General features: G+C 64.7%; 22 protein-coding genes and 1 pseudogene. 10 read left to right on the forward strand and 13 right to left on the reverse strand.

The window, feature by feature from the left end; genetic code table 11:
- Nucleotides 1-8 precede the first annotated feature (8 nt).
- The 3 genes from AC0L3K_RS34425 to AC0L3K_RS34435 form a co-directional block, all read right to left on the reverse strand.
- Entirely contained in the window at nucleotides 9-599 is a 591-nt protein-coding gene (locus AC0L3K_RS34425; protein WP_354200548.1) for an SCO family protein, read from the reverse strand.
- 24 nt (nucleotides 600-623) lie between these two features.
- Nucleotides 624-818 (reverse strand): hypothetical protein, encoded by a 195-nt coding sequence (locus AC0L3K_RS34430; RefSeq protein ID WP_219684563.1) that lies wholly within the window; start codon nucleotides 816-818, stop codon nucleotides 624-626.
- A gap of 109 nt (nucleotides 819-927) precedes the next feature.
- On the reverse strand, nucleotides 928-1,449 hold the full coding sequence (locus AC0L3K_RS34435; RefSeq protein ID WP_007599362.1) for a Clp protease/crotonase-like domain-containing protein: 522 nt from the start codon (nucleotides 1,447-1,449) through the stop codon (nucleotides 928-930).
- Nucleotides 1,450-1,741: 292 nt separating this feature from the next.
- Between AC0L3K_RS34435 and AC0L3K_RS34440 the strand changes: the two genes are divergently transcribed.
- From AC0L3K_RS34440 to AC0L3K_RS34455, 4 genes and pseudogenes are all read left to right on the forward strand, one after another.
- A complete protein-coding gene (locus tag AC0L3K_RS34440) occupies nucleotides 1,742-3,400 on the forward strand; it encodes an FAD-binding dehydrogenase (protein WP_354200649.1) in 1,659 nt (552 codons plus the stop codon).
- Nucleotides 3,401-4,320 (forward strand): annotated as a pseudogene (locus tag AC0L3K_RS34445) (extracellular catalytic domain type 1 short-chain-length polyhydroxyalkanoate depolymerase). It abuts the gene before it with no gap.
- Nucleotides 4,321-4,453: 133 nt separating this feature from the next.
- Complete coding sequence (locus AC0L3K_RS34450) at nucleotides 4,454-4,804, forward strand: RidA family protein (RefSeq protein ID WP_007599359.1); 351 nt, start codon at nucleotides 4,454-4,456, stop codon at nucleotides 4,802-4,804.
- A gap of 166 nt (nucleotides 4,805-4,970) precedes the next feature.
- Nucleotides 4,971-5,336 (forward strand): nuclear transport factor 2 family protein, encoded by a 366-nt coding sequence (locus AC0L3K_RS34455; RefSeq protein ID WP_354200550.1) that lies wholly within the window; start codon nucleotides 4,971-4,973, stop codon nucleotides 5,334-5,336.
- Between the two features lie 345 nt (nucleotides 5,337-5,681).
- Here the strand turns inward: AC0L3K_RS34455 and AC0L3K_RS34460 are convergent, their stop codons facing one another.
- Together AC0L3K_RS34460 and AC0L3K_RS34465 are read right to left on the reverse strand one after the other, a co-directional pair.
- A complete protein-coding gene (locus AC0L3K_RS34460; RefSeq protein WP_007599357.1) occupies nucleotides 5,682-6,602 on the reverse strand; it encodes an amino acid ABC transporter substrate-binding protein in 921 nt (306 codons plus the stop codon).
- Between the two features lie 12 nt (nucleotides 6,603-6,614).
- Nucleotides 6,615-7,910 carry a dicarboxylate/amino acid:cation symporter gene (locus AC0L3K_RS34465; RefSeq protein WP_473367680.1) on the reverse strand — a complete coding sequence of 432 codons (1,296 nt, stop codon included), beginning with the start codon at nucleotides 7,908-7,910 and terminating at the stop codon, nucleotides 6,615-6,617.
- Between the two features lie 208 nt (nucleotides 7,911-8,118).
- Here AC0L3K_RS34465 and AC0L3K_RS34470 point away from each other — a divergent pair, with 208 nt between their 5' ends.
- Nucleotides 8,119-9,120 (forward strand): NADP-dependent oxidoreductase, encoded by a 1,002-nt coding sequence (locus AC0L3K_RS34470; protein WP_007599355.1) that lies wholly within the window; start codon nucleotides 8,119-8,121, stop codon nucleotides 9,118-9,120.
- 34 nt (nucleotides 9,121-9,154) lie between these two features.
- Here the strand turns inward: AC0L3K_RS34470 and AC0L3K_RS34475 are convergent, their stop codons facing one another.
- Nucleotides 9,155-9,415 (reverse strand): hypothetical protein, encoded by a 261-nt coding sequence (locus AC0L3K_RS34475; protein ID WP_473367690.1) that lies wholly within the window; start codon nucleotides 9,413-9,415, stop codon nucleotides 9,155-9,157.
- Here AC0L3K_RS34475 and AC0L3K_RS34480 point away from each other — a divergent pair.
- The 3 genes from AC0L3K_RS34480 to AC0L3K_RS34490 all read left to right on the forward strand — a co-directional run bounded on the left by AC0L3K_RS34480 (nucleotide 9,312) and on the right by AC0L3K_RS34490 (nucleotide 13,146).
- On the forward strand, nucleotides 9,312-10,127 hold the full coding sequence (locus AC0L3K_RS34480) for a cysteine rich repeat-containing protein (protein ID WP_473367689.1): 816 nt from the start codon (nucleotides 9,312-9,314) through the stop codon (nucleotides 10,125-10,127). The two genes, AC0L3K_RS34475 and AC0L3K_RS34480, sit on opposite strands and share 104 nt — an antisense overlap.
- A 269-nt stretch (nucleotides 10,128-10,396) precedes the next feature.
- Nucleotides 10,397-11,536 (forward strand): FAD-dependent monooxygenase, encoded by a 1,140-nt coding sequence (locus AC0L3K_RS34485; protein WP_473367681.1) that lies wholly within the window; start codon nucleotides 10,397-10,399, stop codon nucleotides 11,534-11,536.
- Entirely contained in the window at nucleotides 11,533-13,146 is a 1,614-nt protein-coding gene (locus AC0L3K_RS34490) for a benzoate-CoA ligase family protein (RefSeq protein WP_354200553.1), read from the forward strand. The genes AC0L3K_RS34485 and AC0L3K_RS34490 overlap by 4 nt, the downstream gene beginning before the upstream one ends.
- Nucleotides 13,147-13,261: 115 nt before the next feature.
- Here the strand turns inward: AC0L3K_RS34490 and AC0L3K_RS34495 are convergent, their stop codons facing one another.
- Both AC0L3K_RS34495 and maiA read right to left on the reverse strand, forming a co-directional pair.
- Nucleotides 13,262-13,771, reverse strand: coding sequence for a MarR family winged helix-turn-helix transcriptional regulator (locus AC0L3K_RS34495; protein WP_007599351.1), 510 nt, complete (start codon nucleotides 13,769-13,771; stop codon nucleotides 13,262-13,264).
- On the reverse strand, nucleotides 13,761-14,393 hold the full coding sequence (gene maiA / locus AC0L3K_RS34500; RefSeq protein ID WP_354200554.1) for a maleylacetoacetate isomerase: 633 nt from the start codon (nucleotides 14,391-14,393) through the stop codon (nucleotides 13,761-13,763). Before maiA ends, AC0L3K_RS34495 begins: the two co-directional genes overlap by 11 nt.
- Nucleotides 14,394-14,483: 90 nt before the next feature.
- Here maiA and gtdA point away from each other — a divergent pair, with 90 nt between their 5' ends.
- A complete protein-coding gene (gene gtdA / locus AC0L3K_RS34505; RefSeq protein WP_354200555.1) occupies nucleotides 14,484-15,524 on the forward strand; it encodes a gentisate 1,2-dioxygenase in 1,041 nt (346 codons plus the stop codon).
- Nucleotides 15,525-15,646: 122 nt separating this feature from the next.
- Here the strand turns inward: gtdA and AC0L3K_RS34510 are convergent, their stop codons facing one another.
- Genes AC0L3K_RS34510 through AC0L3K_RS34525 form a run of 4 tightly spaced genes read right to left on the reverse strand, consistent with a single transcriptional unit; the run spans nucleotide 15,647 to nucleotide 19,664 of the window.
- Nucleotides 15,647-16,471 (reverse strand): ABC transporter permease, encoded by an 825-nt coding sequence (locus AC0L3K_RS34510; protein WP_007599348.1) that lies wholly within the window; start codon nucleotides 16,469-16,471, stop codon nucleotides 15,647-15,649.
- Nucleotides 16,464-17,237, reverse strand: coding sequence for an ABC transporter ATP-binding protein (locus AC0L3K_RS34515; RefSeq protein ID WP_219684553.1), 774 nt, complete (start codon nucleotides 17,235-17,237; stop codon nucleotides 16,464-16,466). The genes AC0L3K_RS34510 and AC0L3K_RS34515 overlap by 8 nt, the downstream gene beginning before the upstream one ends.
- A gap of 16 nt (nucleotides 17,238-17,253) precedes the next feature.
- Entirely contained in the window at nucleotides 17,254-18,258 is a 1,005-nt protein-coding gene (locus AC0L3K_RS34520; protein ID WP_354200556.1) for an ABC transporter substrate-binding protein, read from the reverse strand.
- A 41-nt stretch (nucleotides 18,259-18,299) separates the two neighbouring features.
- Nucleotides 18,300-19,664 (reverse strand): FAD-dependent oxidoreductase, encoded by a 1,365-nt coding sequence (locus tag AC0L3K_RS34525; protein ID WP_473367682.1) that lies wholly within the window; start codon nucleotides 19,662-19,664, stop codon nucleotides 18,300-18,302.
- Nucleotides 19,665-19,776: 112 nt separating this feature from the next.
- Here AC0L3K_RS34525 and AC0L3K_RS34530 point away from each other — a divergent pair, with 112 nt between their 5' ends.
- Complete coding sequence (locus AC0L3K_RS34530) at nucleotides 19,777-20,661, forward strand: LysR family transcriptional regulator (RefSeq protein WP_473367683.1); 885 nt, start codon at nucleotides 19,777-19,779, stop codon at nucleotides 20,659-20,661.
- A gap of 45 nt (nucleotides 20,662-20,706) precedes the next feature.
- On the opposite strand, the gene AC0L3K_RS34535 is transcribed toward AC0L3K_RS34530, so the two are convergent.
- Complete coding sequence (locus AC0L3K_RS34535; RefSeq protein WP_007599343.1) at nucleotides 20,707-22,743, reverse strand: methyl-accepting chemotaxis protein; 2,037 nt, start codon at nucleotides 22,741-22,743, stop codon at nucleotides 20,707-20,709.

The raw sequence follows: 22,743 nt of genomic DNA on the forward strand, positions 1-22,743 counted from the left end.
TAGGGAGCCTACAGATACCGCTTCAAGTCCACTGCGGCTTCTTCCGGCGTGCGCTTCAGGTTGAACGGCGAGACGAAGCGACCGTCGCGGTCCATCAGATAGATCAGCGCGGTGTGGTCCATGGTGTAGTCGCCGTCCTTGGTCGGGACCTTCTTGGCGTAGACCCGGTAGGAGGTGATCACCTTGGCGGTCTCGGCAGGATCGCCGCTGAGGCCTTCGAGGTGCGGGTCGAAGCTCGACAGATAATCCTTCATCGTCCCCGGCGTATCGCGCTCGGGATCGACCGAGATGAAGACGGCGTTGACCTTGTCGGCGTCCTTGCCCATCGCGCGCAGCACTTCCGAGATCTCGAACAGCGAGGTTGGGCAGACATCGGGGCAATGGGTGTAGCCGAAGAAGATCAAGGTCGGCTTGCCCTTCAGGTTCTTGTCGGTGACGGCCTTGCCGTTCTGGTCGGTGAGCTGGAACGGGCCGCCGATCGCGGCCGGCTGCGCCACCTTGCTGACCCCGCCCATGGCCCAGAATACGATCAGGAGCCCGAGGACGAGGCTTGCGGCGAAGGCGGTCGCGATCACCAGCGGACGGGCGGTGGAACTCATGGGCGGAAAACTTCCTGTCGCGGGTCAGAAGCAGGCGGCAAAACCGGTCCTGATCATTTCGAAGAACACCTGGCTGCCATAGTGGAACCAGAGCGCGAGCGCACCGAGCACGACCAGGCCGCCGACGCCGGCACCCGCCAACAGCAGCACGAACGGCATCCGGCCGGCAGTGGGCGAATTGTCCGATACAGGATGGGCGGGGTGCAGTGGTTGAGCCATGACAACGATCGGGGTGAAAACGTGAGTTTCCCGAGCGTTCAGATAAGCTTTGCCCCGCCTGCGGGCAAGGCAGCACCGGCTGGCAAAGAATCCCGTCAGGCCGAGGACGTCAGTGCAAGAGCTGGCCCCGGGCGGATTCGAGCCGATCCGCTTGCGGGAGTGGCGCGCGCGACGGCTTGTTGGCCGAGGCCTGCGCGTCGAGGTAGCAGGGCTTGTACATGGCCTGGAGCTGCCGGCCCTTCAGGAACAGCATATGCGGGGTGAGCCCGCCGCGCTGATTGATCCAGCGCTTCACCTGCGACGGATACATCGCATAGAGCATCTGGGTCGCTTCGGTATTGGTGACGGCACGGCCGTTGCTGCCGAAATCCCACGCTGCGTGGAAGCCCAATGTCGCGTGCGACGTCACGCAGATGCGGTCGGGCGGGATGGCGCCGAGGACGATGGTGCAGGCAGAGGCGCAGAGACCGTCGATGATGACGGTGTCGCCCGACTGTCGCAGGTCCTGGTATTTGTCGACGTAGGTTCCGATCCGGCCGCCGCGGTCATCCGCGATCCGAACCACCGCGTGAGAAGCGCCCATGCTCGCGATCAGGAGAACCGCCGCAAGCAACCCCGTCAGAAACTTCATTGGCCCCCGCCCCAGTCGAATTCGAATCTGTGTGTCAGGTGGTGATGCCCTGCTAGGTTCCGTCGTAACCGCGGTTTTGTCTAGGCATGCCGGCTCGCTCAAAACAAATTCAAATCCAGTGTTGCGCCGGCGCTGCACTCAGCCGGTCTTTTTCCCGAAGTGGAACAAGTTAACGATGTCTTACGCGCCGTACTCTTGATCTCAGTTGCAACCGCCGGCTTCAATCCGGGCAACTACAGGGAGGAACCTGTGGAGGGGGAACACATGGAGGGGGAAACATATGGCCGAACAGATGGCTGAAGAGACTGACGTCATCGTTGTCGGCGCAGGACTGTCGGGCCTCGTGGCCGCAACCGAGATCGCGGACGCCGGCAAGCGCGTGATCGTGGTCGACCAGGAGGGCGAGCAGTCGCTCGGCGGCCAGGCGTTCTGGTCGTTCGGCGGATTGTTCCTGGTCGATTCGCCGGAGCAGCGCCGGCTCGGCATCAGGGACTCCTTCGACCTTGCGATGCAGGACTGGCTTGGCACCGCCGGCTTCGACCGCGACGAGGATTTCTGGCCTCGGCAATGGGCCGAGGCCTATGTGGCGTTCGCGGCCGGCGAGAAGCGTGCGTGGCTGCGCGCGATGGGCCATCGCATCTTTCCCGTGGTCGGATGGGCCGAGCGCGGCGGCTATGATGCGATGGGCCACGGCAATTCGGTGCCGCGCTTTCATGTCACCTGGGGCACCGGGCCCGGCATCGTCGAGCCGTTCGAGCGCCGTGCGCGCGAGGCCGTCAGGAGCGGCCGGCTGAGCTTTCGGTTCCGCCATCGCGTCGACGCGCTCTCGATCACCAACGGCACGGTGGATGGCGTCGGCGGCGCCATTCTCGCCCCGGATAATGTCGAGCGCGGCAAGAGCTCATCGCGCAACGTCGTCGGCGAGTTTGCGTTGAAGGCGCAAGCCGTGATCGTGGCGTCCGGCGGCATCGGCGGCAATCACGAGCTGGTGCGGCAGAACTGGCCGAAGCGGCTCGGCGCGCCGCCCAAATTCATGATCTCCGGCGTGCCGGAGCATGTCGACGGCCGCATGATCGGCATCACCGAAAAATCAGGCGCGCGGCTGATCAACCGCGACCGCATGTGGCATTATGTCGAAGGCATCCAGAACTGGTCACCGATCTGGCCGCGCCACGGCATCCGCATCCTGCCCGGCCCCTCCTCGATGTGGTTCGACGCCACCGGCACGCGATTGCCGGCGCCGCTCTTCCCCGGCTCCGACACGCTCGGCCAGCTCCAATACATCATGTCCACCGGCTACGATTATTCCTGGTTCATCCTGACCCAGAGCATCATCAAGAAGGAGTTTGCGCTGTCGGGCTCGGAGCAGAATCCCGACCTCACCGGCAAGAGCTGGCGCATGACAATCAAGCGCGCCACCAACAAGGGCGCACCGGCGCCGGTGGAAGCGTTCAAAAGCCATGGTGTCGACTTCATCGTGCGCGACAAGATCGAGGATCTCGTTGCGGCCATGAACAAGCTGGCCGGCAGCGACCTCCTCAAGCTCGAGCACATCAAGATGCAGATCGAGGCGCGCGACCGTGAGATCGCCAACCCTTACGTCAAGGATGCGCAGGTGATGAACATCCACAATGCGCGGCGCTATATCGGCGACAGGCTGATCCGCACCGCCTCCCCGCACCGCATCCTCGATCCCGCGCAAGGGCCGCTGATCGCGGTCAAGCTCAACATTCTCACCCGCAAGACGCTGGGCGGTTTCGAGACCGATCTCTCTTCGCGCGTGTTCGGCGAGGAGGGCAGCGTCATTCCCGGCCTCTATGCAGCGGGCGAAGCTGCCGGCTTCGGCGGCGGCGGCGTGCACGGCTATCGCTCGCTGGAAGGCACGTTCCTCGGCGGCTGCCTGTTCTCGGGCCGCAATGCAGGCCGGGCCGCGGCGAAAGCCGTGGGCTAGATGATGCGGCGGCGGCTGCGCATCGCGGCGCTTGTTGCGGCATTGGCCGCCGCCCCGGCTGCGTCCGCCGATACGATCGATATCGACGGCGTGAAGCGGTCCTACGCTGTGCAATTGCCGGCGAAGCGGCTGGTGCCGCTCGTCGTCGTGCTGCACGGCAAGACCCAGCGCGGCGCCGACATGATGACGCGGACGGCGTGGCCGCAGGTCGCAAAGCGCGAAGGGTTTGCGGTGGTCTTTCCTGATGGCCTCAACCACGCATGGGTCGATGCGCGGACCAAGGCGGGACCGGCGCTCCGTGGTCCGCCCGCGGGCACCGACGACGTCGCCTTCATCGCAAAGCTGGTCGAGAAGCTGGTGGCGAACGGCACCGCCGACCCTCGCCGCGTCTATGTCACCGGCATTTCCAATGGCGGCGCCATGGCAATGACGCTCGTCTGCGCCCGCGCCGATCTGTTTGCTGCCGGCGCGAGCGTGAGCATGAACCTCACCGATGAGGCCGCGATCACCTGCCATCCGTCGAGCCGCTGCCGATGCTGCTGATGAACGGCACCGCCGATCCGCTGGTCCCCTACGAGGGCGGCCGCGGATCGAGCTATTATGCCGCAGACGGGTTCTGGTCCACCGACGAGACGCTTGCGTTCTGGCGCAAGCTCAACGGCTGCGAGATCGATAATTCCGACATGACCGATTTGCCCGACAGGGCGCCCGCAGACCAGTCCACGGTGACGCGGATCTCCTCGCGCTGTCCTGAGGAGCACGACGTCGTGCTTTATCGCATCAATCAAGGGGGGCACCGCATGCCCGGATTTTCTCCGGATGCGCGCTTCCCGAAGGTCGCCGCCAGCTTGCTCGGATCGCAGAACGGCGACATCGACGCCGCCGAGACAATCTGGACGTTCTTCGGCCGGTTTCCTTGAAGCGCGACGCATGCATGGCCACCGACGCATGCGTGCCTGGCAATGCATGCGTGCCTGGCAATGCATGCGTGCCTGGGGTGGCACAGGGCAGGCCGCTGCGCTAGACAGGGCCGCCATTCAAAGGAGACCCCCAATGAGCATTCAGCGTCTTGAAACCGGCCCGCGCATGAGCCAGGTCGTCGTGCACGGCAACACCGTCTATCTCGCCGGTGTCGTCGCCAACAACGCCGCCGGCGAAAGCGTGACGAAGCAGACCCAGGACATCCTGGCGACCATCGACAGCCATCTCGCCAAGGCCGGCACCGACAAGTCGAAACTGCTCTCGGCCACGATCTACATCACCGACATGAAAACGTTCGGCGAGATGAATGCGGTGTGGGACGCCTGGGTCTCGCCCGGCAACACGCCGGCACGCGCCACCGTCGAAGCCAAGCTCGCGGCAGCACAATACACCGTCGAAATCATGGTCACTGCGGCGAAGTAAGTTCGCGACAAACATTTGCGCGCGCTTGTCGGCGCATGATCCGATCGGGAAACCGCTTCACACTTTCCCGGATCATGCGCATGACCTCCGAGGTAATCGATCAGCGCGCGCAAACCTTCGATAGTCATGTCAGCCGAACGACACGGCGCCATCGAAGGAGACGACAATGACCGACCCGATCACCATCGCCCGCCGCTATATCGACCTCTGGAACGAACGTGCAGCCGATCGCCGGCGCGAACTGCTGAGCCAGAACTGGACGGCGGATGCGAGCTATGTCGATCCCCTGATGAAGGGCGACGGCCATGACGGCGTCGATGCGCTGATCGCAGGCGTGCAGCAGCGCTTTCCCGATTTCAGGTTCAAGCTGATCGGCGAGCCCAATGGCTACGGCGACCATGTCCGCTTCAGTTGGGGCCTTGGTCCTGATGGCATCGACAGCCCGATCAAGGGGACGGATTTCGCCGTGCTGAAGGACGGCCGCATCAGGAGCATCACGGGATTTCTGGACCAGGTCCCCGCGGGCACATGAGCGCCCGCCGCTCATTGCTGTGCCCTCTCCTCTTGTATGGCAGGGAAATCGCATAGGGATTTCACGAGGACCGTGCGGCTTGCTCCGCCTCTCCCGCTTGCGGGAGAGGCCGACGCGCCCCGGGCGATGCGCAGCATCGTCCCGCGCGCGGCGGGTGAGGGCTCTCACCACACAGGGACATCCTGCGCAATTCTCAGCAATCCCGACGCGGAGACACCCCCACCCCAGCCCTCCCCCGCAAGCGGGAGAGGGAGCCCACTGCCGATGGGGCCGCATCGTGCACGCGATATGCAATTGCCCTGCCTTGTAAGGAGAGAGGGCGCAGCGGCGCTCGTCGCACAAGCGCTAGTTATTCGCGCTCGCGGAATCGTCCATCGCCTTGAAGGCTTCCTCCAACTGCAGCGAGATCGGCACGTTCAGCCGCTCGCCGGTCGGAAGCCGTGCGGTGAACCATTTGTTGTAGAGCGGAACGAGGTCGTGGTTGGAGCCGAGCTTGCGGAAGGTACGGTCGACCACCGCCGCCAGTTGCGGTTCGCCCTTGCGGAACATGATGCCGTAGGGGTCGTAGGACAGGTAATCGCCGGTGACGCGGAACTTGTCCTGTGCCTTGTGGCGCACGATCAGGCTGGACAGCAGGATGTCGTCGGTCGCGAACGCATCGGCTTTGCCGTCGACGAGCATCTGGTACGACTGTTCGTGATCGGCACCGACAACGATGGTCAGTCCCAACGAGGACTTCTTGTCGGCCGCCTGGATCGCCTGCTCGTTGGTGGTGCCCTTCGTCACCACGATGGTCTTGCCCTTCAGATCAGTCAGTGACTGGACGCTAGAGGCCTTCGGCACCATCAACTTGGTGCCGGCGACGAACATCAGCGGCGAGAAGGCGACGCGCTTGGCGCGTTCGGCATTGGCCGTGGTCGAGCCGCATTCCAGGTCGATCTTGTTCTGGAGCACGGCGTCGATGCGGTCATCCGAGGTGACCTTGACGTAGGCGATCTTGAGATTGGGATCGTCGACCTCGACGCCGATCTCCTCGACGATCGCCTCGCAGAGCTCGAGGCTGTAGCCGATCGGCCGGTTGGCCTGGTCGAGGAAGGAGAACGGCGGCGAGCTCTCGCGATAGCCGAGCCGCACGGTGTGCGCGGTCTTGATCGCTGACAGCGTCGGGCTAAGCCCTTCGCTGCCACCGGTCTGGGCGGAGGCACCCGTCGCCAGCTGGCACGCTGCCAGCAAGAGGCCGCCCGATATCGCCATTGAAAGGCGCATGATGCACTCCGATCAATGGCTGGCCATCGCGGGCACTTCGCCAGGGATCATGTCCCCCGGCACGGCATCGCCCGCTCCAAGCTCGTGCTCGGGCCCGAGCTCGCCTTCCCACTTGGCCACGACCGAGGTCGCGAGTGTGTTGCCGATCACGTTGGTGGCGCTGCGGCCCATGTCGAGGAATGTATCGATACCCATGATCATCAACAGCCCCGCCTCGGGGATGCCGAATTGCGACAGCGTCGAGGCGATCACCACGAGGGAGGCGCGCGGCACGCCGGCGACGCCCTTCGAGGTGATCATCAGGGTCGCCAGCATCGCGAGCTGCGTGCCGAGCGGCATGTCGATGTGATAGCTCTGCGCGATGAAGATGCTCGCGAAGGTGCAGTACATCATCGTGCCGTCGAGATTGAAGGAATAGCCGAGCGGCAGCACGAAGCTCGATATCCGCGACGAGGCGCCGAACTTGTTCAGCCCCTCCAGGGTTTTCGGATAGGCCGCTTCAGAGCTTGCGGTGGAGAACGCGATCATCAGCGGTTCGCGGATCAGCTTCAGCAGATGGGCGTAGCGCGGCCCGATCACGATGAAGCCTACGACCACCAGGATGCCCCACAGCAGCGCGAGCGAGAGATAGAAGCCACCCATGAAGACGATGAGCTTCCAGAGCACCAGCAGGCCGTTCTTGGCAACCGTCGCGGTGATGGCGGCCCAGACCGCGAACGGCGCGAACAGCATCACATAGCCCGTCACCTTGAGCATGATGTGGCCGATGTCGTCGATCAGCGCCAGGATCGGCTTGGAGCGCTCGGGCATCGAGCCCATCGCCACCGAGAAGAACACGGCGAAGATCACGATCTGCAGGATCTCGTTCTGCGCCATCGCATCCGCGATCGAGGTCGGGATCAGATGGGTCAGGAATTTTTCGATCGAGAAGGCGGAAACCGGCAGGCCGGTCGACTGCGCCTTGTCAGGCAGCGTACCGGGGAAATTCGCGCCGGGCTGGAGCAGATTGACCATCACGAGGCCGAGCATCAGCGAGACGAAAGAGGCGCTGACGAACCAGCCCATGGTCTTGGCGAAGATGCGGCCGAGCTTGGAGCCCGAACCCATATGAGCAATGCCGCCGACCAGGGTCGCAAACACCAGCGGCGCGATGATCATCTTGATCAGGCGCAGGAAGATCACGGCGATCAGGTTGATGGACGAGGCCCAGGCGCCCCGCGTGTCGGGCAGGAAATTGTAGATCGCCGCGCCCATGATGATGCCCAGCACCATCGCCACCAGAATGAATTGCGTAAACCTGTTCGACATTGAACACCCCCGCTACACCGATCGCTTCATGATGTCGCAGATATGACGGCTGCGCAACACGCTTGGCGTGCGACCGTCGGGGCGGATGTTCCCGTTGCGAAACTGGCGCCCGCGATCTAGCCTGCACGCAGCGCACAACGAAAGCGGCTTGCACGTTTTTCTTGCGGCAGCTGCATCAATAATCGTCAAGCGACCGAGGGGAAACATCATGAGCGGCAGCGTCAATCGTCAGATTCTTCTGGTGGAAAAGCCCAGCGGCAAGCTCGGCCCCGAGCACTTCAAGATGGTCGAGGGTGTGGTGCCTGAGCCGAAGGACGGCGAGGCCTTGCTGCGCGTGCGATACATCTCGCTCGACGCCGCCAACCGCGCCTGGATGCACGGCGCGACCTATCGCTCAGCGGTCGAAGCCAACAGCGTGATGGCCGGCGGCGCCATCGCCGAGGTCATCAGCTCGAAGGCGCCGGGGCTTGCGCCCGGCGACATCGTGTTCGGCGACACCGGCTGGCAGGAGTTGGCGGCAGTGCCCGCCAAACATCTCACCAAGATGCCGAAGCTCGAGCCGATGACGCATCTGCTCAGCGTGTTCGGCATCGCCGGCCTCACAGCCTATTTCGGCCTGCTGGAGATCGGCAAGCCCAAAGAGGGCGAGACGGTCGTAGTCTCCGCGGCCGCGGGCTCGGTCGGCTCGATTGTCGGGCAGATCGCGAAGATCAAGGGATGCCGCGTGGTCGGCATCGCCGGCGGCGCCGACAAGTGCAACTGGCTGACCTCCGAGCTCGGCTTCGATGCCGCCGTCGACTACAAGGACGGCGCGGTGTTCAAGGCGCTGCGCGCGGCGGCTCCGAAGGGCATCGACGTCTATTTCGACAATGTCGGCGGCGACATTCTCGAAGCCTGCCTGCCGCAGATGAACAATTACGGCCGCATCGCGTGCTGCGGCGCGATCTCGCAATATGACGGCGCGCCCTCGGCACACGGCCCGCGCGGCGTGCCCGGCCTGATCGTGGTGAAGCGGCTCGTCATGCAGGGCTTCATCGTGATGGACTACATGAAGGAAAGCCAGCGTGCGCTCGCCGATCTCCAGGCCTGGGTCACGTCCGGCAAACTGAAGGTGCAGGAGGACATCATCGACGGCCTCGAGAACACGCCGAAGGCGCTGATCGGATTGCTGGCGGGCGAGAACCGCGGCAAGCGGATGGTCAAGCTCTGACGACCTAGTTACGTCGCAATTGCAACGCCAATATCTACTTGCGGTAGAGGTCGCGGCGGCCAATGATGCCGCGCGCGGCGTCACCCGCGACGATTGTTTGCATCACATTTGAAAAAATTGTCGGCGTTACCGACAGGGCAGGATTCACTCGGATGTTCAACACGTTGAAACATGCGTCAGCACGCGGGGCGTTGCTGGCGGCGGCTCTCTTCGCAACTGCAGCAGGCGCATTCGCGCAAGCACCGACCGAGGCGCAGAAGAGCGCGATCCGCTCCGCATGCCGCTCGGACTTCATGGCGCACTGTTCGAGCGTCACGCCCGGCGGCGTGGAAGCCTATCAATGCCTGCAGAAGAACATGTCCAGCTTGTCATCGGGATGCCAAACCGCGGTTCGCGCGGTCGAGCCTGCTGCGGCGCCGAAGACCGAAGCCGCGCCGAAGACCGAGGCTGCACCCAAGGAGGCCGCACCCAAGGCGGAGGCCGCGCCTGCCGCGCCGAAGGCTGAAACCGCTCCCGCCGCAAAGCCGGCTGCGGCGGCCGCGCCCAAGGCTGCTGCAGCCGCCGCTGCAGCCAAACAGCCGAGCAGCGCGCAGGTCGCTGCCGTCAAGAGCGCGTGCCGCGCCGATTATCCCAAGGTGTGCGCCAGCGTGCCACCGGGCGGCGCGCCTGCGCTCGAATGCCTGGAGAAGAACAAGGCAAAGGTTTCGCCGGCCTGCGAGAAGGCCGTGAGCGCCGCGGCCGGCGGTGGCGCGGCAGCAACGGCGGCACCTGCGGGCGCAGCTCCTGCGGCAGCTGCACCGGCAGCCGCGCCCGCCGTGATCGTGCTGCGCCCGCTGCGGCCACGCGAAGAGCTGTTCATCGTCCAGTCCGCATGTCGCGAGGATGTCCGCACGCTGTGCGGCAGCGTGGCGCCAGGTGGCGGTCGGATCATCCAATGCATTACCAGCAACGCCGCGTCGCTGTCGCCCGCCTGCAAGGACGTGCTGGCGCCGTTCGCTGCGCGCTAGAGAAGCGTGCCATCCGGTGGTCCGCTTTACCAGGGGTGCTGGTGGACGGGGTCTACGTGAAGCGCTGCGTCTGACGGGGCGGATGGCCAAGCCGCCACGGTTTGGCTATGCTTCGCAAGGTCACTGCTCCGGACACGCGCCAAACGCGCGTCCGGACGTGAGCTTCGGCGTGCCGCGCGCCTTGCCGATAATTCCGCTGGCGCGGGCGACCCGAGCACATTAGTCTACCCCTAGATAGTAAGTATACTGTCAATCAGGGAGGACAGACGTTGCGGATCGCCGTGATCGGCGGGGGGCCCGGTGGGCTCTACTTCGCCTATCTCTGGAAGAAGCGTCACCCCGAGGATCAAGTCGACCTGTTCGAACAGAACCCGGCCGACGCGACCTGGGGCTTTGGCGTGGTGTTTTCTGACCAGGCGCTGGAATTCCTGCGCGCCGACGACCCCGAGACGGTCGACGCGATCGCGCCGCATATGGAGAGCTGGGAGAACATCACCCTGAACCTGAGCGGCGACAGCGTCGCCATCGACGGCGTCGGCTTCTCCTCGATCGGCCGGCTCGAGCTGTTGCGGTTCCTGCAGCAGCGCGCACTCGATGTCGGCGTCACCCCGCGCTTCGACACGCCAATTCATGCGATTGACCAGCTCAACGGCCACGATCTGATCGTCGCTGCCGACGGGCTGAACTCGCTGGTGCGCCGCGCCTTCGAGGGCGATTTCGGCACCTCGCTGTCCTACTCCTCCAACAAGTTCGTCTGGTACGGCACCTCGAAGTGCTTCGACACGCTGTCGCAGACCTTCGTGAAGACCGACCGCGGCGCCTTCAACGCCCACCACTACCGCTACTCACCGACCATGAGCACTTTCCTGGTCGAATGCGATCACGCGACCTGGCAGGCCTACGGTTTCGCCTACAAGGACGTGGAGCAGTCCAAGGGTGTCTGCGAGGAGGTGTTCGCCGACACGCTCGGCGGCCGCTCGCTGGTCTCCAACAAATCGGTCTGGCGCAACTTCCCCTGGGTCTGGAACGAGCACTGGTCGTTCAAGAACATGGTGTTGCTCGGCGACGCGCTGCACTCGGCGCATTTCTCGATCGGCTCGGGCACGCGGCTCGCGATCGAGGACGCCATTGCGCTGGTCAAGGCGCTGGAGTCGGATGCGCACCTGTCCACTGCCCTGCATCGCTACCAGGCCGCGCGAAAGCCGGTGGTGCAGAAGCTCGTCAACGCCGCGCGGACCAGCGCTTTCTGGTACGAGCACTTTGCTCAGCACATGCAGCAGGGCCTGATGGACTTTGCCTACAGCTACATCACCCGTTCGGGCCGCATCGACGACTCCCGCCTGCGCGCGATGTCGCCGGCTTTCATGGCGCGCTACGAAGCCGCCAAGAATGGTGGGGACGAGGCATGAGCGGGCAGATTAACGATCAGGTGCCCGCCGACTGCGCGGGCGCGCGCGAGATCGGCTTTTCCGTTCCGCAGGTCTACAATGCCAGCCGCGTTCTATTCGACAATCTCGCAAGAGGATGCGGCGACAAGCTCGCACTCATTGGCCCCGCGGGGACGCGCAGCTACGCGGAGCTCTGCGCGGAAGCCTGCCGCTGGGGCAACGGCTTTGCCTCGCTCGGCCTCAAGCGCGGCGACCGCGTGCTGCTGTTCCTCGACGATACCCCGGCCTATCCGGCCGCGTTCTTCGGCGCGGTACGTGCCGGCTTCGTGCCGCTGCTGATCAACACGCTGACACCGCCGGATCTGCTGCAATTCTATCTCGCCGATTCCGGCGCTTCTGTTGCGGTGGCGGATGCCGAGTTCTGTGCACGTTTCAACGCCGAGGCCTGCAAGGACACGAGCCTGCAGACGCTGATCGTCGTCAATGGCGCGGTGGGCGATCACGCCGCACCGAACGCCGTCTCTGCCGCCGGCTGGCTCCCGCAATTTCCGGCCGAACTCGCGGAAGCCGACACGCATCGCAACGAGATGGCGTTCTGGATGTACTCGTCCGGATCGACCGGCCGGCCCAAGGGCATCGTGCATCTCCAGCACGACATGGCCTATAGTGAGGCCGCCTTTGCGCAGAACGTCTTGAAGCTGACGCCGGATGACATCTGCTTCTCGGTGCCGAAAATCTTCTTCGCCTATGGCTTTGGCAACGCGATCACCTTCCCGTTCTCGGCGGGCGCGACGACGCTGCTGTTGCCGGGCCAGCCCAAGCCCGCGGCGATCTTTTCGGCGATCGAGCAGTACAAGCCGACGGTCTTCTTCGGCCTGCCGACGCTCTATACATCGCTGACCAAGGCCGAGGGGGCCGACAAGACCGACTTCTCGTCGCTGCGCATGGCGCTCTCGGCCGCCGAGGTGCTCTCGGCCGACGTCTTCAATGGCTGGAAGACGCTCACCGGTCTCGAGATCGTCGAAGGCCTCGGCTCGACCGAGGTGCTGCACATCTATCTCTCCAACCGTCCCGAGCGGAAGAAGCTTGGCGCCGCCGGCCTGCGCGTGCCCGGCTACGAGGTCGCGCTGCGCGACAAGGACGGCCGCGATGTCGCCGACGACGAGGAAGGCATCTTGTGGGTGCGCGGCGATTCCAACACGCCGCTATACTGGAACCGGCCGGACAAATCCGCCGAGACCATCCGCGAAGGCGGCTGGATCTACACCGGCGACCGCTTCGTCCGCGATGCCGACGGCTTTCACTTCTTCCGCGGCCGCGCCGACGATCTCATCAAGATCTCCGGCCAGTGGGTCTACCCGCTCGAGGTCGAGCTGTGCCTCGCCGACCACCCGGACATCCGCGAATGCGCGGTGTTCGCCGCCGAGCTGCCGGACCGGCGCATGACGCTGAAGGCGGTCGTGGTGATGAACAGCCGCGCGGCGGATCAAAGCGAAGCGACCCGCAGGCTGCAGGATTACGTGAAGGGCAAGCTGCTTCCGTACAAATATCCGCGCGAGGTGATCTTCATCGACGAGCTGCCGAAGACCGGCACGGGGAAGATCGACCGGCAAGCGCTGTTGCGGATGTGAGCCTCCGCTGTCATCGCCCGCGAAGGCGGGCGATCCAGTACTCCGAGACGGCGAGTTATGCAGAGAAGCTGCGGCGTACTGGATTCCCCGCCTTCGCGGGGAATGACAACCAGGATTAAGGCGCCTTCCCCAGATGCTCCAGCGCGTCCTCCGCCCGGAGCGGCACCCGCGACGCCTCGTTGTTGAGATCGACGAGCTGCGCCAGGAGCCCCATCAGTGCCTTGCGGTCCGCCGGCTTGAGCGGCTCCAGCATCCGCATCTGGGCGCGTTCGACGGCGGGAATGATGTCACGCAGGATCGCCGCGCCTGATTTGGTCAAATAGAGCAGCTTGATCCGCTTGTCTTCCGGCGCCGGCCTGCGCTCGACGAAATCCTTGGCCTGAAGCCGCTCGATCACGCTGCCGAGCGTGGAGCGGTCGAAGGCGATCACCGCGGACAGTCGCGTCGCGTCGATGCCGGGGTGGGTGTGGATCGCGATCAGCGCCGCGTATTGCACCGGCGTGAGGTCGAACGCCTTGCACTCCTCCATGAAGATCGAGACCGCGATCTGCTGCATGCGCCGGAACAGATAGCCCGGCGCGGCATAGACTGCGTCTATCGTGATCGGAGGCGGCTTACTCGGCATCGGGCTGGTTCTCCGGCGCGGCGTTGACGAACGCCGGCAGCGCCTTGGCCGCGGCTTCCGCCTTAAGCAGGCGCGGATAGGCCGAGACGTCGACGCCGAAGCGGCGGGCATTGGCGAGCTGCGGCACCAGGCAGAGATCGGCGAGCGTCGGCGCATCCCCGAAGCAGAACGGGCCCGGCTCGGCCCTGATCAGCGTCTCGCAGGCCGCGAGGCCCTCGCGGTTGACCCAGGCCGCCCAGTCCTGAACCTTCTCCTCGGCAAGGCCAAGCTCGCGCAGCCGCGCCAGCACCTTCAGATTCTGTACGGGGTGAGTGTCGCAGGCGATCGCCAGCGCAAACGCCCTCACCTTGGCGCGCTGCAACGCATCCCCCGGCAACAGCGGCGGGTTGGGATGGGTCTCGTCGAGCCATTCGATGATGGCGACCGACTGGGTCAGCACTGCGCCCGCATCGTTCTCGAGCGCGGGCACCAGGCCCTGCGGATTGATGGCGAGATAGGCCGGCGCGCATTGCTCGCCCTTACGAAGGTGATGCGGCAGGTGCTCGGCACTGAGACCCTTGAGGTTCAGCGCGATCCGTACCCGGTAGGCGGCGCTGGAGCGGAAATAGCCGTGCAGCTTCATCGGAACCCTCCCGTTTCGTTCTTGTTCGCATGTTGACGCTACCTAGATCGTAAGTATACTGTCAATCAACAAAACGACGGGAGCCGCACCATGGAAGCCGTGACGAAGACGCCGGAACGCGAGGCGTTCTACAAGAAGATCGACGGCGAGAATCTCACCGCGCTCTGGACGGTCATGAGCGATTTGATCACGCCGGAGCCGAAGAGCGCCTGCCGGCCGCATCTGTGGAAGTTCGACATCATCCGCGACTACATGACCGAGGCCGGCAAACTGATCACGGCAAAAGAAGCCGAGCGGCGCGTGCTGGTGCTGGAAAATCCCGGCCTGCGCGGGCAGTCGAAAATCACCACGTCGCTCTATGCCGGCGTGCAGATGGTGGTGCCCGGCGACGTCGCGCCCGCGCACCGGCACAGCCAATCGGCGCTGCGCTTCGTGCTCGAAGGCAAGGGCGCCCACACCGCGGTCGACGGCGAGCGCACCGCGATGGAGCAAGGCGACTTCATCATCACGCCGTCGATGACCTGGCACGATCATTCCAACGAGACCGACCAGCCGATGTTCTGGCTCGACGGTCTCGACATTCCGCTGGTGCAGTTCTTCGACTGCTCTTTCGCGGAAGGCTCCAACGAGGACCATCAGAAGATCACAAGGCCCGCCGGCGACAGCTTTGCGCGCTACGGCCACAATCTGCTGCCGGTCGACGTGAAGCGAAGCTCGAAGACCTCGCCGATCTTCAGCTATCCCTATGCCTACACGCGCGAGGCACTGGAGAAAGCTCGCACGAGCCAGGAGTGGGACGCATGTCACGGGCTGAAGCTGAAATTCAGCAACCCCGAGACCGGCGACTTCGCGATGCCGACCATTGGCACCTTCATCCAGCTGCTGCCGAAGGGCTTCAAGACCGCGCGCTATCGTTCGACGGACGCAACGGTGTTCTGTCCGATCGAAGGCCACGGCCGCACCCGCATCGGGGACTCGACCTTCGAATGGGGCCCGCGCGATTTGTTCGTGGTGCCGAGCTGGCAATGGGTCACGCACGAGGCCGACATGGATGCGGTGCTGTTCAGCTTCTCGGATCGCCCCGTGCAGCAGAAGCTGGATTTGTTCCGGGAGGATCGCGGGAACGCGTGACGACACCGGTCTCGTAGGGTGGGCAAAGGCGCAACGCGCCGTGCCCACCACATCTCCGCGAGCGATGAAACAATTGGTGGGCACGCTTCGCTTTGCCCACCCTACGGCTGCGGTGACTGCGGCTATCGCCAGTGCAAGAGCCGTATCTCCAGCCAGTTGATCACCCGCCCCACGATCAACCCAAACACCGATAAAATCACCACGCCCGCGAGCAGCTGATCCGTCTGCATCAAATTGCCGGCCTGAAGCACGAACGCGCCGATGCCGTACTGCGCGCCGATCATCTCGGCGCTGACGACGAGCAGCAGCGCCACCGACGACGTGATGCGGAAGCCGGCGAGGATTGCGGGCAGCGCGCCCGGCCACACCACCTTGCGCACGATGGTGGCGAACGGCACGTTGAAGCTCTGCGCCATGCGGATGAGATTGCGCGGCACCGCGTCGACGCCGCTATAGACCGAGATCGCGGTCGAGAAGAACACCCCGAGCGCGATGGTCGCGATCTTCGGCTCTTCACCGATGCCGAGCCAGAGGATCAACAGCGGCAGCAGCGCGATCTTCGGGATCGGGAACAGCGCCGAGATGAAGGTGATGCCGACGCTGCGCGCCAGCCGCGAGAGGCCGATGGCAAAGCCAACCGCGACACCGGCCGCCGTGCCGAGCAGCCAGCCGACACCGATGCGCAGGAGCGACGCGGAAAGGTGCTGCCACAGCGCGCCCGAGATCGCGAGCTGGTAAATTGCACGCGCGATCGCCGACGGCGGCGGCAGGAACAGCGGATTGACCAGGCCGGTGCTGCCGGCCGCCTGCCAGATCGCAATGACCAGCGCGAGCGCGATCCAGCCGCCGAAGCGGCTGCTCGCCGGCACGAAGCCGGCGCCGCGAAAGCGGACGCGTCGGACCGCTTCATCCTTCGCAGATGGTCCCGCCGGAGCGCGATCAAGCATGCTGAACCTCGCGCTCGGCATCGATCGCCTCGTTGCGGATCAGCGACCAGATCTGGTTCTGAAGCGCGAGCAGCTTTTCACGGGCTGCAATGTCACCGCGCTCAGTGCGCGTCATCGGCACGCTGACGACCTCGCGAATGCGGCCAGGACGCCGCGACAGCACCACGATGCGGTCGGCAAGCCGCGCCGCCTCTTCGAGATTGTGGGTGACATAGACCGCGCCCATGCCGCCATCGGCGAGCAGCCGGACGAAATCCTCCATCAGCAGTTCGCGGGTCTGCGAATCCAGCGCCGACAACGGCTCGTCCATCAGGAGAATGGCCGGCCTGACCGCGAGCGCGCGCGAAATGCCGACGCGCTGGCGCATGCCGCCGGAAAGCTGCTTTGGATAGGTTTTGCGAAAATCGGTCAGGCCGGTGCGGCGCAAGGCGTCGTCGACCAGCGCGCGGCGCTGCACGGGCGAGAGCTGGGTGTGCAGCAGCGGGAATTCGACGTTCTCCTCCACATTGGCCCAGGGCAGCAGCGCAAAGTCCTGGAACACGAAGGTGAGCGGATTGAGACTGTCCGCCGGCGGCGATCCACGCAGCTCGGGCGCGCCGGAGGTCGGCAGCAACAGGCCTCCGAGGATCGACAGCAGCGTGCTCTTGCCGCAGCCCGAGGGCCCCACGATCGCCACCACCTCGCCCGCGCTGACGGTGAACGAGACGTCGTCGAGCACGGCGAGCTCGCCGAAGCGATGGGTGATGTGGTTGGCGATCAGGTCCATGCGTTGCGTTCTACTCTCAATCCGCCTTCACAAATTCGCTTGCGATGATCGCGTTCGCGTCAAAACCCTTGCCGGCAAAGCCCTGCTCCTGGAGCCATTTGATCTGGTTGTCGACGTTTTTCACATCCAGCTTGCCGTCGGGATCGATATAGGCGCAATTGCCGACCACCTGCTCCACCGGCAAATTGGTATATTTTGCGATGATCTCCAGCAGTGGCTTTGTCTTGTCGTTGATCGGGGCGACACCGTCCTTCATCGCGGCAAGGATGACGTCGTGATATTCGCGGTCGGCTTTTGCCAAAGCGCTGAGCAGCTTCGTCACCAGCACCTTGTTGGTCAGCGTCTTCGGCGAGGCGAACACCGCGCCTAATTGCCAGGGTGTCTCGTCGCCGACCCAGCCGAGGAACTTCGCACCGCCGTCGTCCATCAGCTTTCGCGCGGTGGAGATCGGCAGCAGCGCTGCATCCACGGTCTCGCCCTTCAGCGCGGCCGCGGCATTCGACAGCGATTGCAGCGGCACGATCTTCACGTCGGCAAGCTTGAAGCCGTATTTGTCGGCAAGCAGGCCGAGCGAATAGTGAAAGGACGAGCCAACCTGCGTCATCGCCACGCGCTTGCCCGCGAGGTCCTTCGGCGTCTTCAGACCGCTCGCATAGGCGTTGTTGCTGGCGAAATAGCCGATCAGGGGATAGCCTGCCTTCTCGCGGCTCATGCCGCCGATCACCTTCAGCACGCCCTTGCCGGCGAGATTGTAAAGGCCGGCGGTGAAGGCGGTGACGCCGAAATCGATGTCGCCCGAGGTCGTTGCCACCGCGATCGGCTGCGCCGCGTCGAAGAATTTCAGCTCGACCTCGAGGCCGGTCTCGCGGAAATAGCCCTTGTCCTGCGCGATGAAGACGGGCGCGGAGGACGACAGGCGGAGCACGCCGACTTTGGCCTTCAGTGCGTCCTCGGCCCGGGCCGCTCCCATTGCCGTGATCGCCATCAGGCTAGCTAGCGCGAGCCGCGCAATCCCGATCATCCCGTTTCCTCTCGTGGTTCTCTTGGTCGTTTTGCAGTCCGTCAGAGCCCTTCGGGCACGGGCTGGTCCCGTCCGATGAAGGCGCCCTGTTGTTTCAACGTTTCCTGCAGCTTTTCAACCGGGATGTCACGCGGGATCCGGTTTCCGGAGAGCGCCAGCGCGGCGGCGGAACCGGCCGCCTCCCCCATCACGAAACAGGCACCGGAGACCCGGGCCGCTGATTGGCCCTCATGGGTCATCGAGGCGCAGCGGCCGGCGACCAGCAGATTGTCGACACCTTCGGGCACCAGCATGCGGTAAGGCAGCTCGTTATAGCCGCGCGATTCCGGGATCGGCGGGAAGGTGAAGACGACGTCGCCGGGGACATGGGCCTCGATCGGCCAGCCATTGACCCCGATGGAATCCTCGAACGAAGCGCAGCCGAGCACGTCCTCACCGCTGAGCTGATAGCCGCCATTGATGCGGCGGGTTTCGCGGATGCCGAGCTGCGGCGGCAGGTCGACGATGTAGGATTTTTCAAAGCCCGGCACGGTGCGCAGGAATTCGAACGCAGCCAGCGCTTGCTTACGGCCCTCGATCTCGCCGCGGGTGAGATCGTCAGGCTCGATGCCGTTGATGGCATGGCCGTCCTCGCGCGCCACTTGCGTAAAATTCACCCGCCATTCGATGCCGGACTTTTGCGGCCGCACGATCGCGCTCTTGCGCGGGAATGTGTGGGTGCCGGCGGCGGTGGCCTGCTCCATCAATTGCGGGATGGTGCGCCAGGCATCGCCGGCCGTCGCGGGATCGATGCCGTTGAGACGGAGCATCATCGAGGGATACATCGGATGACCGTGCTCGTCGCCGAATTCGAACGGCGCGCCGGCCCACACCGCAAGATCGCCGTCGCCGGAGCAATCGATGAAGATCTCCGACCGCACCGCCTGCCGGCCCGCCTTGGTCTCGACCATCAGCGCATCGATGCGGCTGTTATCGCCCATCACGACGCCGGCACCGAGCGCGTGGAAAAGGATGTGCACCTTGTGGCTGGCGAGCAGCTGGTCGGCCGCGATCTTGTAGGCGGCGGTGTCGTAGGCCTGGGCGAAGACCTTGCCGAGGATCAGATGCGGCGCGTTGAGGCCGTTCAAATGGTCGATCCGCGCCAGCAGCTCGGACGCCATGCCCTGCACCAGCCGGTGCGCCTGGCCATAGACATTGCCGTGCAGGCCGCAGAAATTGGTGACGCCGGCCGCGGTGCCCATGCCGCCGAGAAAGCCGTAGCGCTCGATCAGCAACGTCTTCCGCCCAGCGCGCGCAGCTGAGGCCGCCGCCACGATGCCGGCCGGACCGCCGCCGAGCACGACCACTTCATATTCGCCATAGATCGGCACATGGCGTGCCGGTTCTTCGATCGTCGTGGCCCGCATGGCGCGTCCTGCTCCCGAAATCTCTTGCTTGGGCCGACTATGAATTAACGCGTGCCGGGCTACAATCCACCAAAATACACGATCAGCTTTCACGAATCGAGAAAGGTGGAAAATGGACGTCCTCGTGAACCTTCAAGCCTTCCTCGCCACCGCAGACGCCGCCGGATTTTCCGCCGCGGCGAGAAAACTCAATGTCGCAACTTCGGTGGTCGCAAAGCGGGTCACCCAATTGGAGACGCGGATCGGCACGCCGCTATTTCATCGCTCGACGCGGCAATTGCGGCTGACCGCGGCCGGCCAGGAATATGTCCAGAGGGCGCGGAGCGTGGTCGCCGATGTCGGCGATCTCCTGTCGCGCATGGGCGAGAAAGGCCATGATCTTATCGATCATTTGCGTATCAAGGCACCGACATCGCTGACCATCGCCCGGCTTGCCGATGTGTTCAGCACCTTCCAGACCCAAAACCCGAAGCTGAAACTCGAAATCGTCTTGATCGACCGTCCCGTCGATCCGGTGACCGAAGGCTTCGATATCGCCATCGGCGCGTTCCCGCATTCGTTCGGCGGTGTGGTCGACGAGCCCCTATGCCGATTGAAGCGCTTGTTGTGCGCGTCGCCGGCCTATCTCAGGGCGCACGGCGTGCCGCGACATCCGCGCGATCTGGTCGATCATCGTTGCCTGAGTTTTCTTCCCACCGGTCCGGACTGGGTGTTCGACGGGCCGCGCGACCGTATCACGGTTCAGGTCCGGCCGCTGTTGAGTTCGAACGAGGGCCACGTGCTCGTGAAAAGCGCGATCGCCGGCAACGGCATCGCCTTCATCTCGCACTACCTTGCGGAAGAGGCCCTACGTCAAGGCACGTTGCAGGTCGTGTTGCCGGATTTTCCAATTCCCGATTTATGGGTCAAGGCAAGCATTCCCGAGCGACGGGTCCAGGCTGCTGCGGTTCAGGCGTTATTGCGCGAATTGAAGAGCTCGCTGTTGCCGGTGCTGTGAGGCCCGTTTCGTTGGCACCCGCGGCATCGCCGGTTTCTCGGGAATTCAGGCCGCCGAGCGGATGGTGTGGAGGAAATCGTCGACGTTCGACTTCATTGAATCCGCCTGCTGCTTCAGGGCCGCTGCGACCGTAAGAGCGGCTTCGGCACCGGCGTCGGTCTCGCCCGCCACCGCGCGCACCTGACCGATTTCCTGCGTCACCGCCGTGGTGCCGTTGGCCGCCTCTTCGACGTTGCGCGCGATTTCGCCCGTTGCCGCGCCCTGCTCTTCGACCGCCGCGGCGATCGCGGTGGCGATGTCGGCCATTTCCTTGACGGTGGTGCCGAACTGCTTGATCGCCTCGACCGATTGGCCGGTCGCACTCTGGATCGTCGCAATCTGGCTGGCGATCTGCTCGGTCGCCTGCGCTGTCTGGGTCGCGAGACTCTTGACCTCGCTGGCGACGATCGCGAAGCCCCGGCCGGCGTCGCCGGCGCGCGCCGCTTCGATGGTCGCGTTCAGCGCCAGCAGATTGGTCTGGCTGGCGATGGCCTGAATCAATTGAATGATGGTACCGATCTTTTCAGCCGCATCCGACAACCCATGGATCAAATCGGAGGTGCGGTTGGTCTCGTCGGTCGCCCGGTTCGAGACCGCGACGGAGCGGTGCACCTGGCTTGAGATTTCGCGGATCGAGGCCGCGAGCTGCTGGGTGGCGGAGGCGACGGTCTGCACGTTCATCGATGCCTGCTCGGCGCGGGTCGCGACCGCTTCGGCGAGCCCGCGGCCACGCTCGGCGACCTTCGCCAACTCCTCGGCGCTACGCCCCATGTCGTCGGCCCGGCCACCGACACCGGCAATCACCCCCTGCATGCCCTGCTCGAAGCGGCCGGCAAGATCAGACATCATGCGGGCACGGTCGGCCTCGGTGGCTTCGCGCTGTGCCGTGGCCTCGCCTTCCATGCGACGAACCGCCAGCGCATTTTCGCGGAACACCTCGACGGCACGCGCCATGCGGCCGATTTCGTCGCGCGATTCGCCGCCGGGAATGGGCTCATCGAGCTCGCCCGCCGCCAGCGATTGCATCCGGTCCGTCATGCCGCGAATCGGGCCGGATACGCTGGCTCCGATAAGCCATGCGAGCACCGCTCCCAGCAGCAGCGCGCCGGCCGCGGTCGCGATGACGGTCCGTTTGGTTTGATCGACCGCTGCCGAGGTCTTGTCGCCCTGCTCGGCGCGCACGGTGCCGAGCTTCGCATTGATCTTGTTGACTTGATCGTCGATCGCCGCACTCGCCTTCTTCAATTCGGCCTGCCTGGCGCGCAGATCGGCGGCGACCTTGATGACCTCTTCGAGCGCCGTCGTGTCGGCGGCGATCGCGGTCTTGAGTGCTGCGACCAGCGTCTTCAATTTGGGGGCGTCCACCGTCGCCAGCTCAGCCTCGGTGTCTGCGATCGCCAATTGGGCGTAGGACAACGCCTGCCTGGCGTCGTCGGCATCGCCCGTCGACAAAGTGGATCCATAGCGCATCACGGTGACGCGCAGCGCGTCGACGACGCCGGCCAGGCGCATCGGGTTGACAAGTCGTTCCGCATCTTCCGGGCGATTGGCAAGCGCAACCTGAATGCCGCCGACATTGAGGCCGGCGGCCGCGCCCTGGGCGTCGGTCTTCGTGGTGGCGGCGCGCAGCCGATCCGCGGCATCCGCCGCCGCGGTGAACGACGCACGATAGGTTTCCAGCGCCGTCTTGACCGGGCCGATGCCTTCCGCGATCGCTTGCAGTTTGCCGAATTGCCGATCGGCCTGATCGGCCAGTTTGCCCACGCCGTCGATCGCCTTGGCTGCGGCATCCTTGTCGCCGACATTCCAGGTCCGGATGAATTTCTCGACCGCCGAGTTCGCTTCCAAGAGCGCGGCACGCGCCTGCGACATGCCGGCGTCGCCAGCCGCGCTGGTCACGAGGTCATTGACCGTTCCGCCGATCCGCTCGACCTGAACCACGGCGAAGCCCGCGAGCAGGACCAGAAAGCTGAGAACCAGCGCGAAACCGCCGAACACGCGCGGACGGACACCGACCCGGGACATCATGTGCGATAATTTCAT

Source organism: Bradyrhizobium sp. MI1.10 (assembly GCF_055811035.1).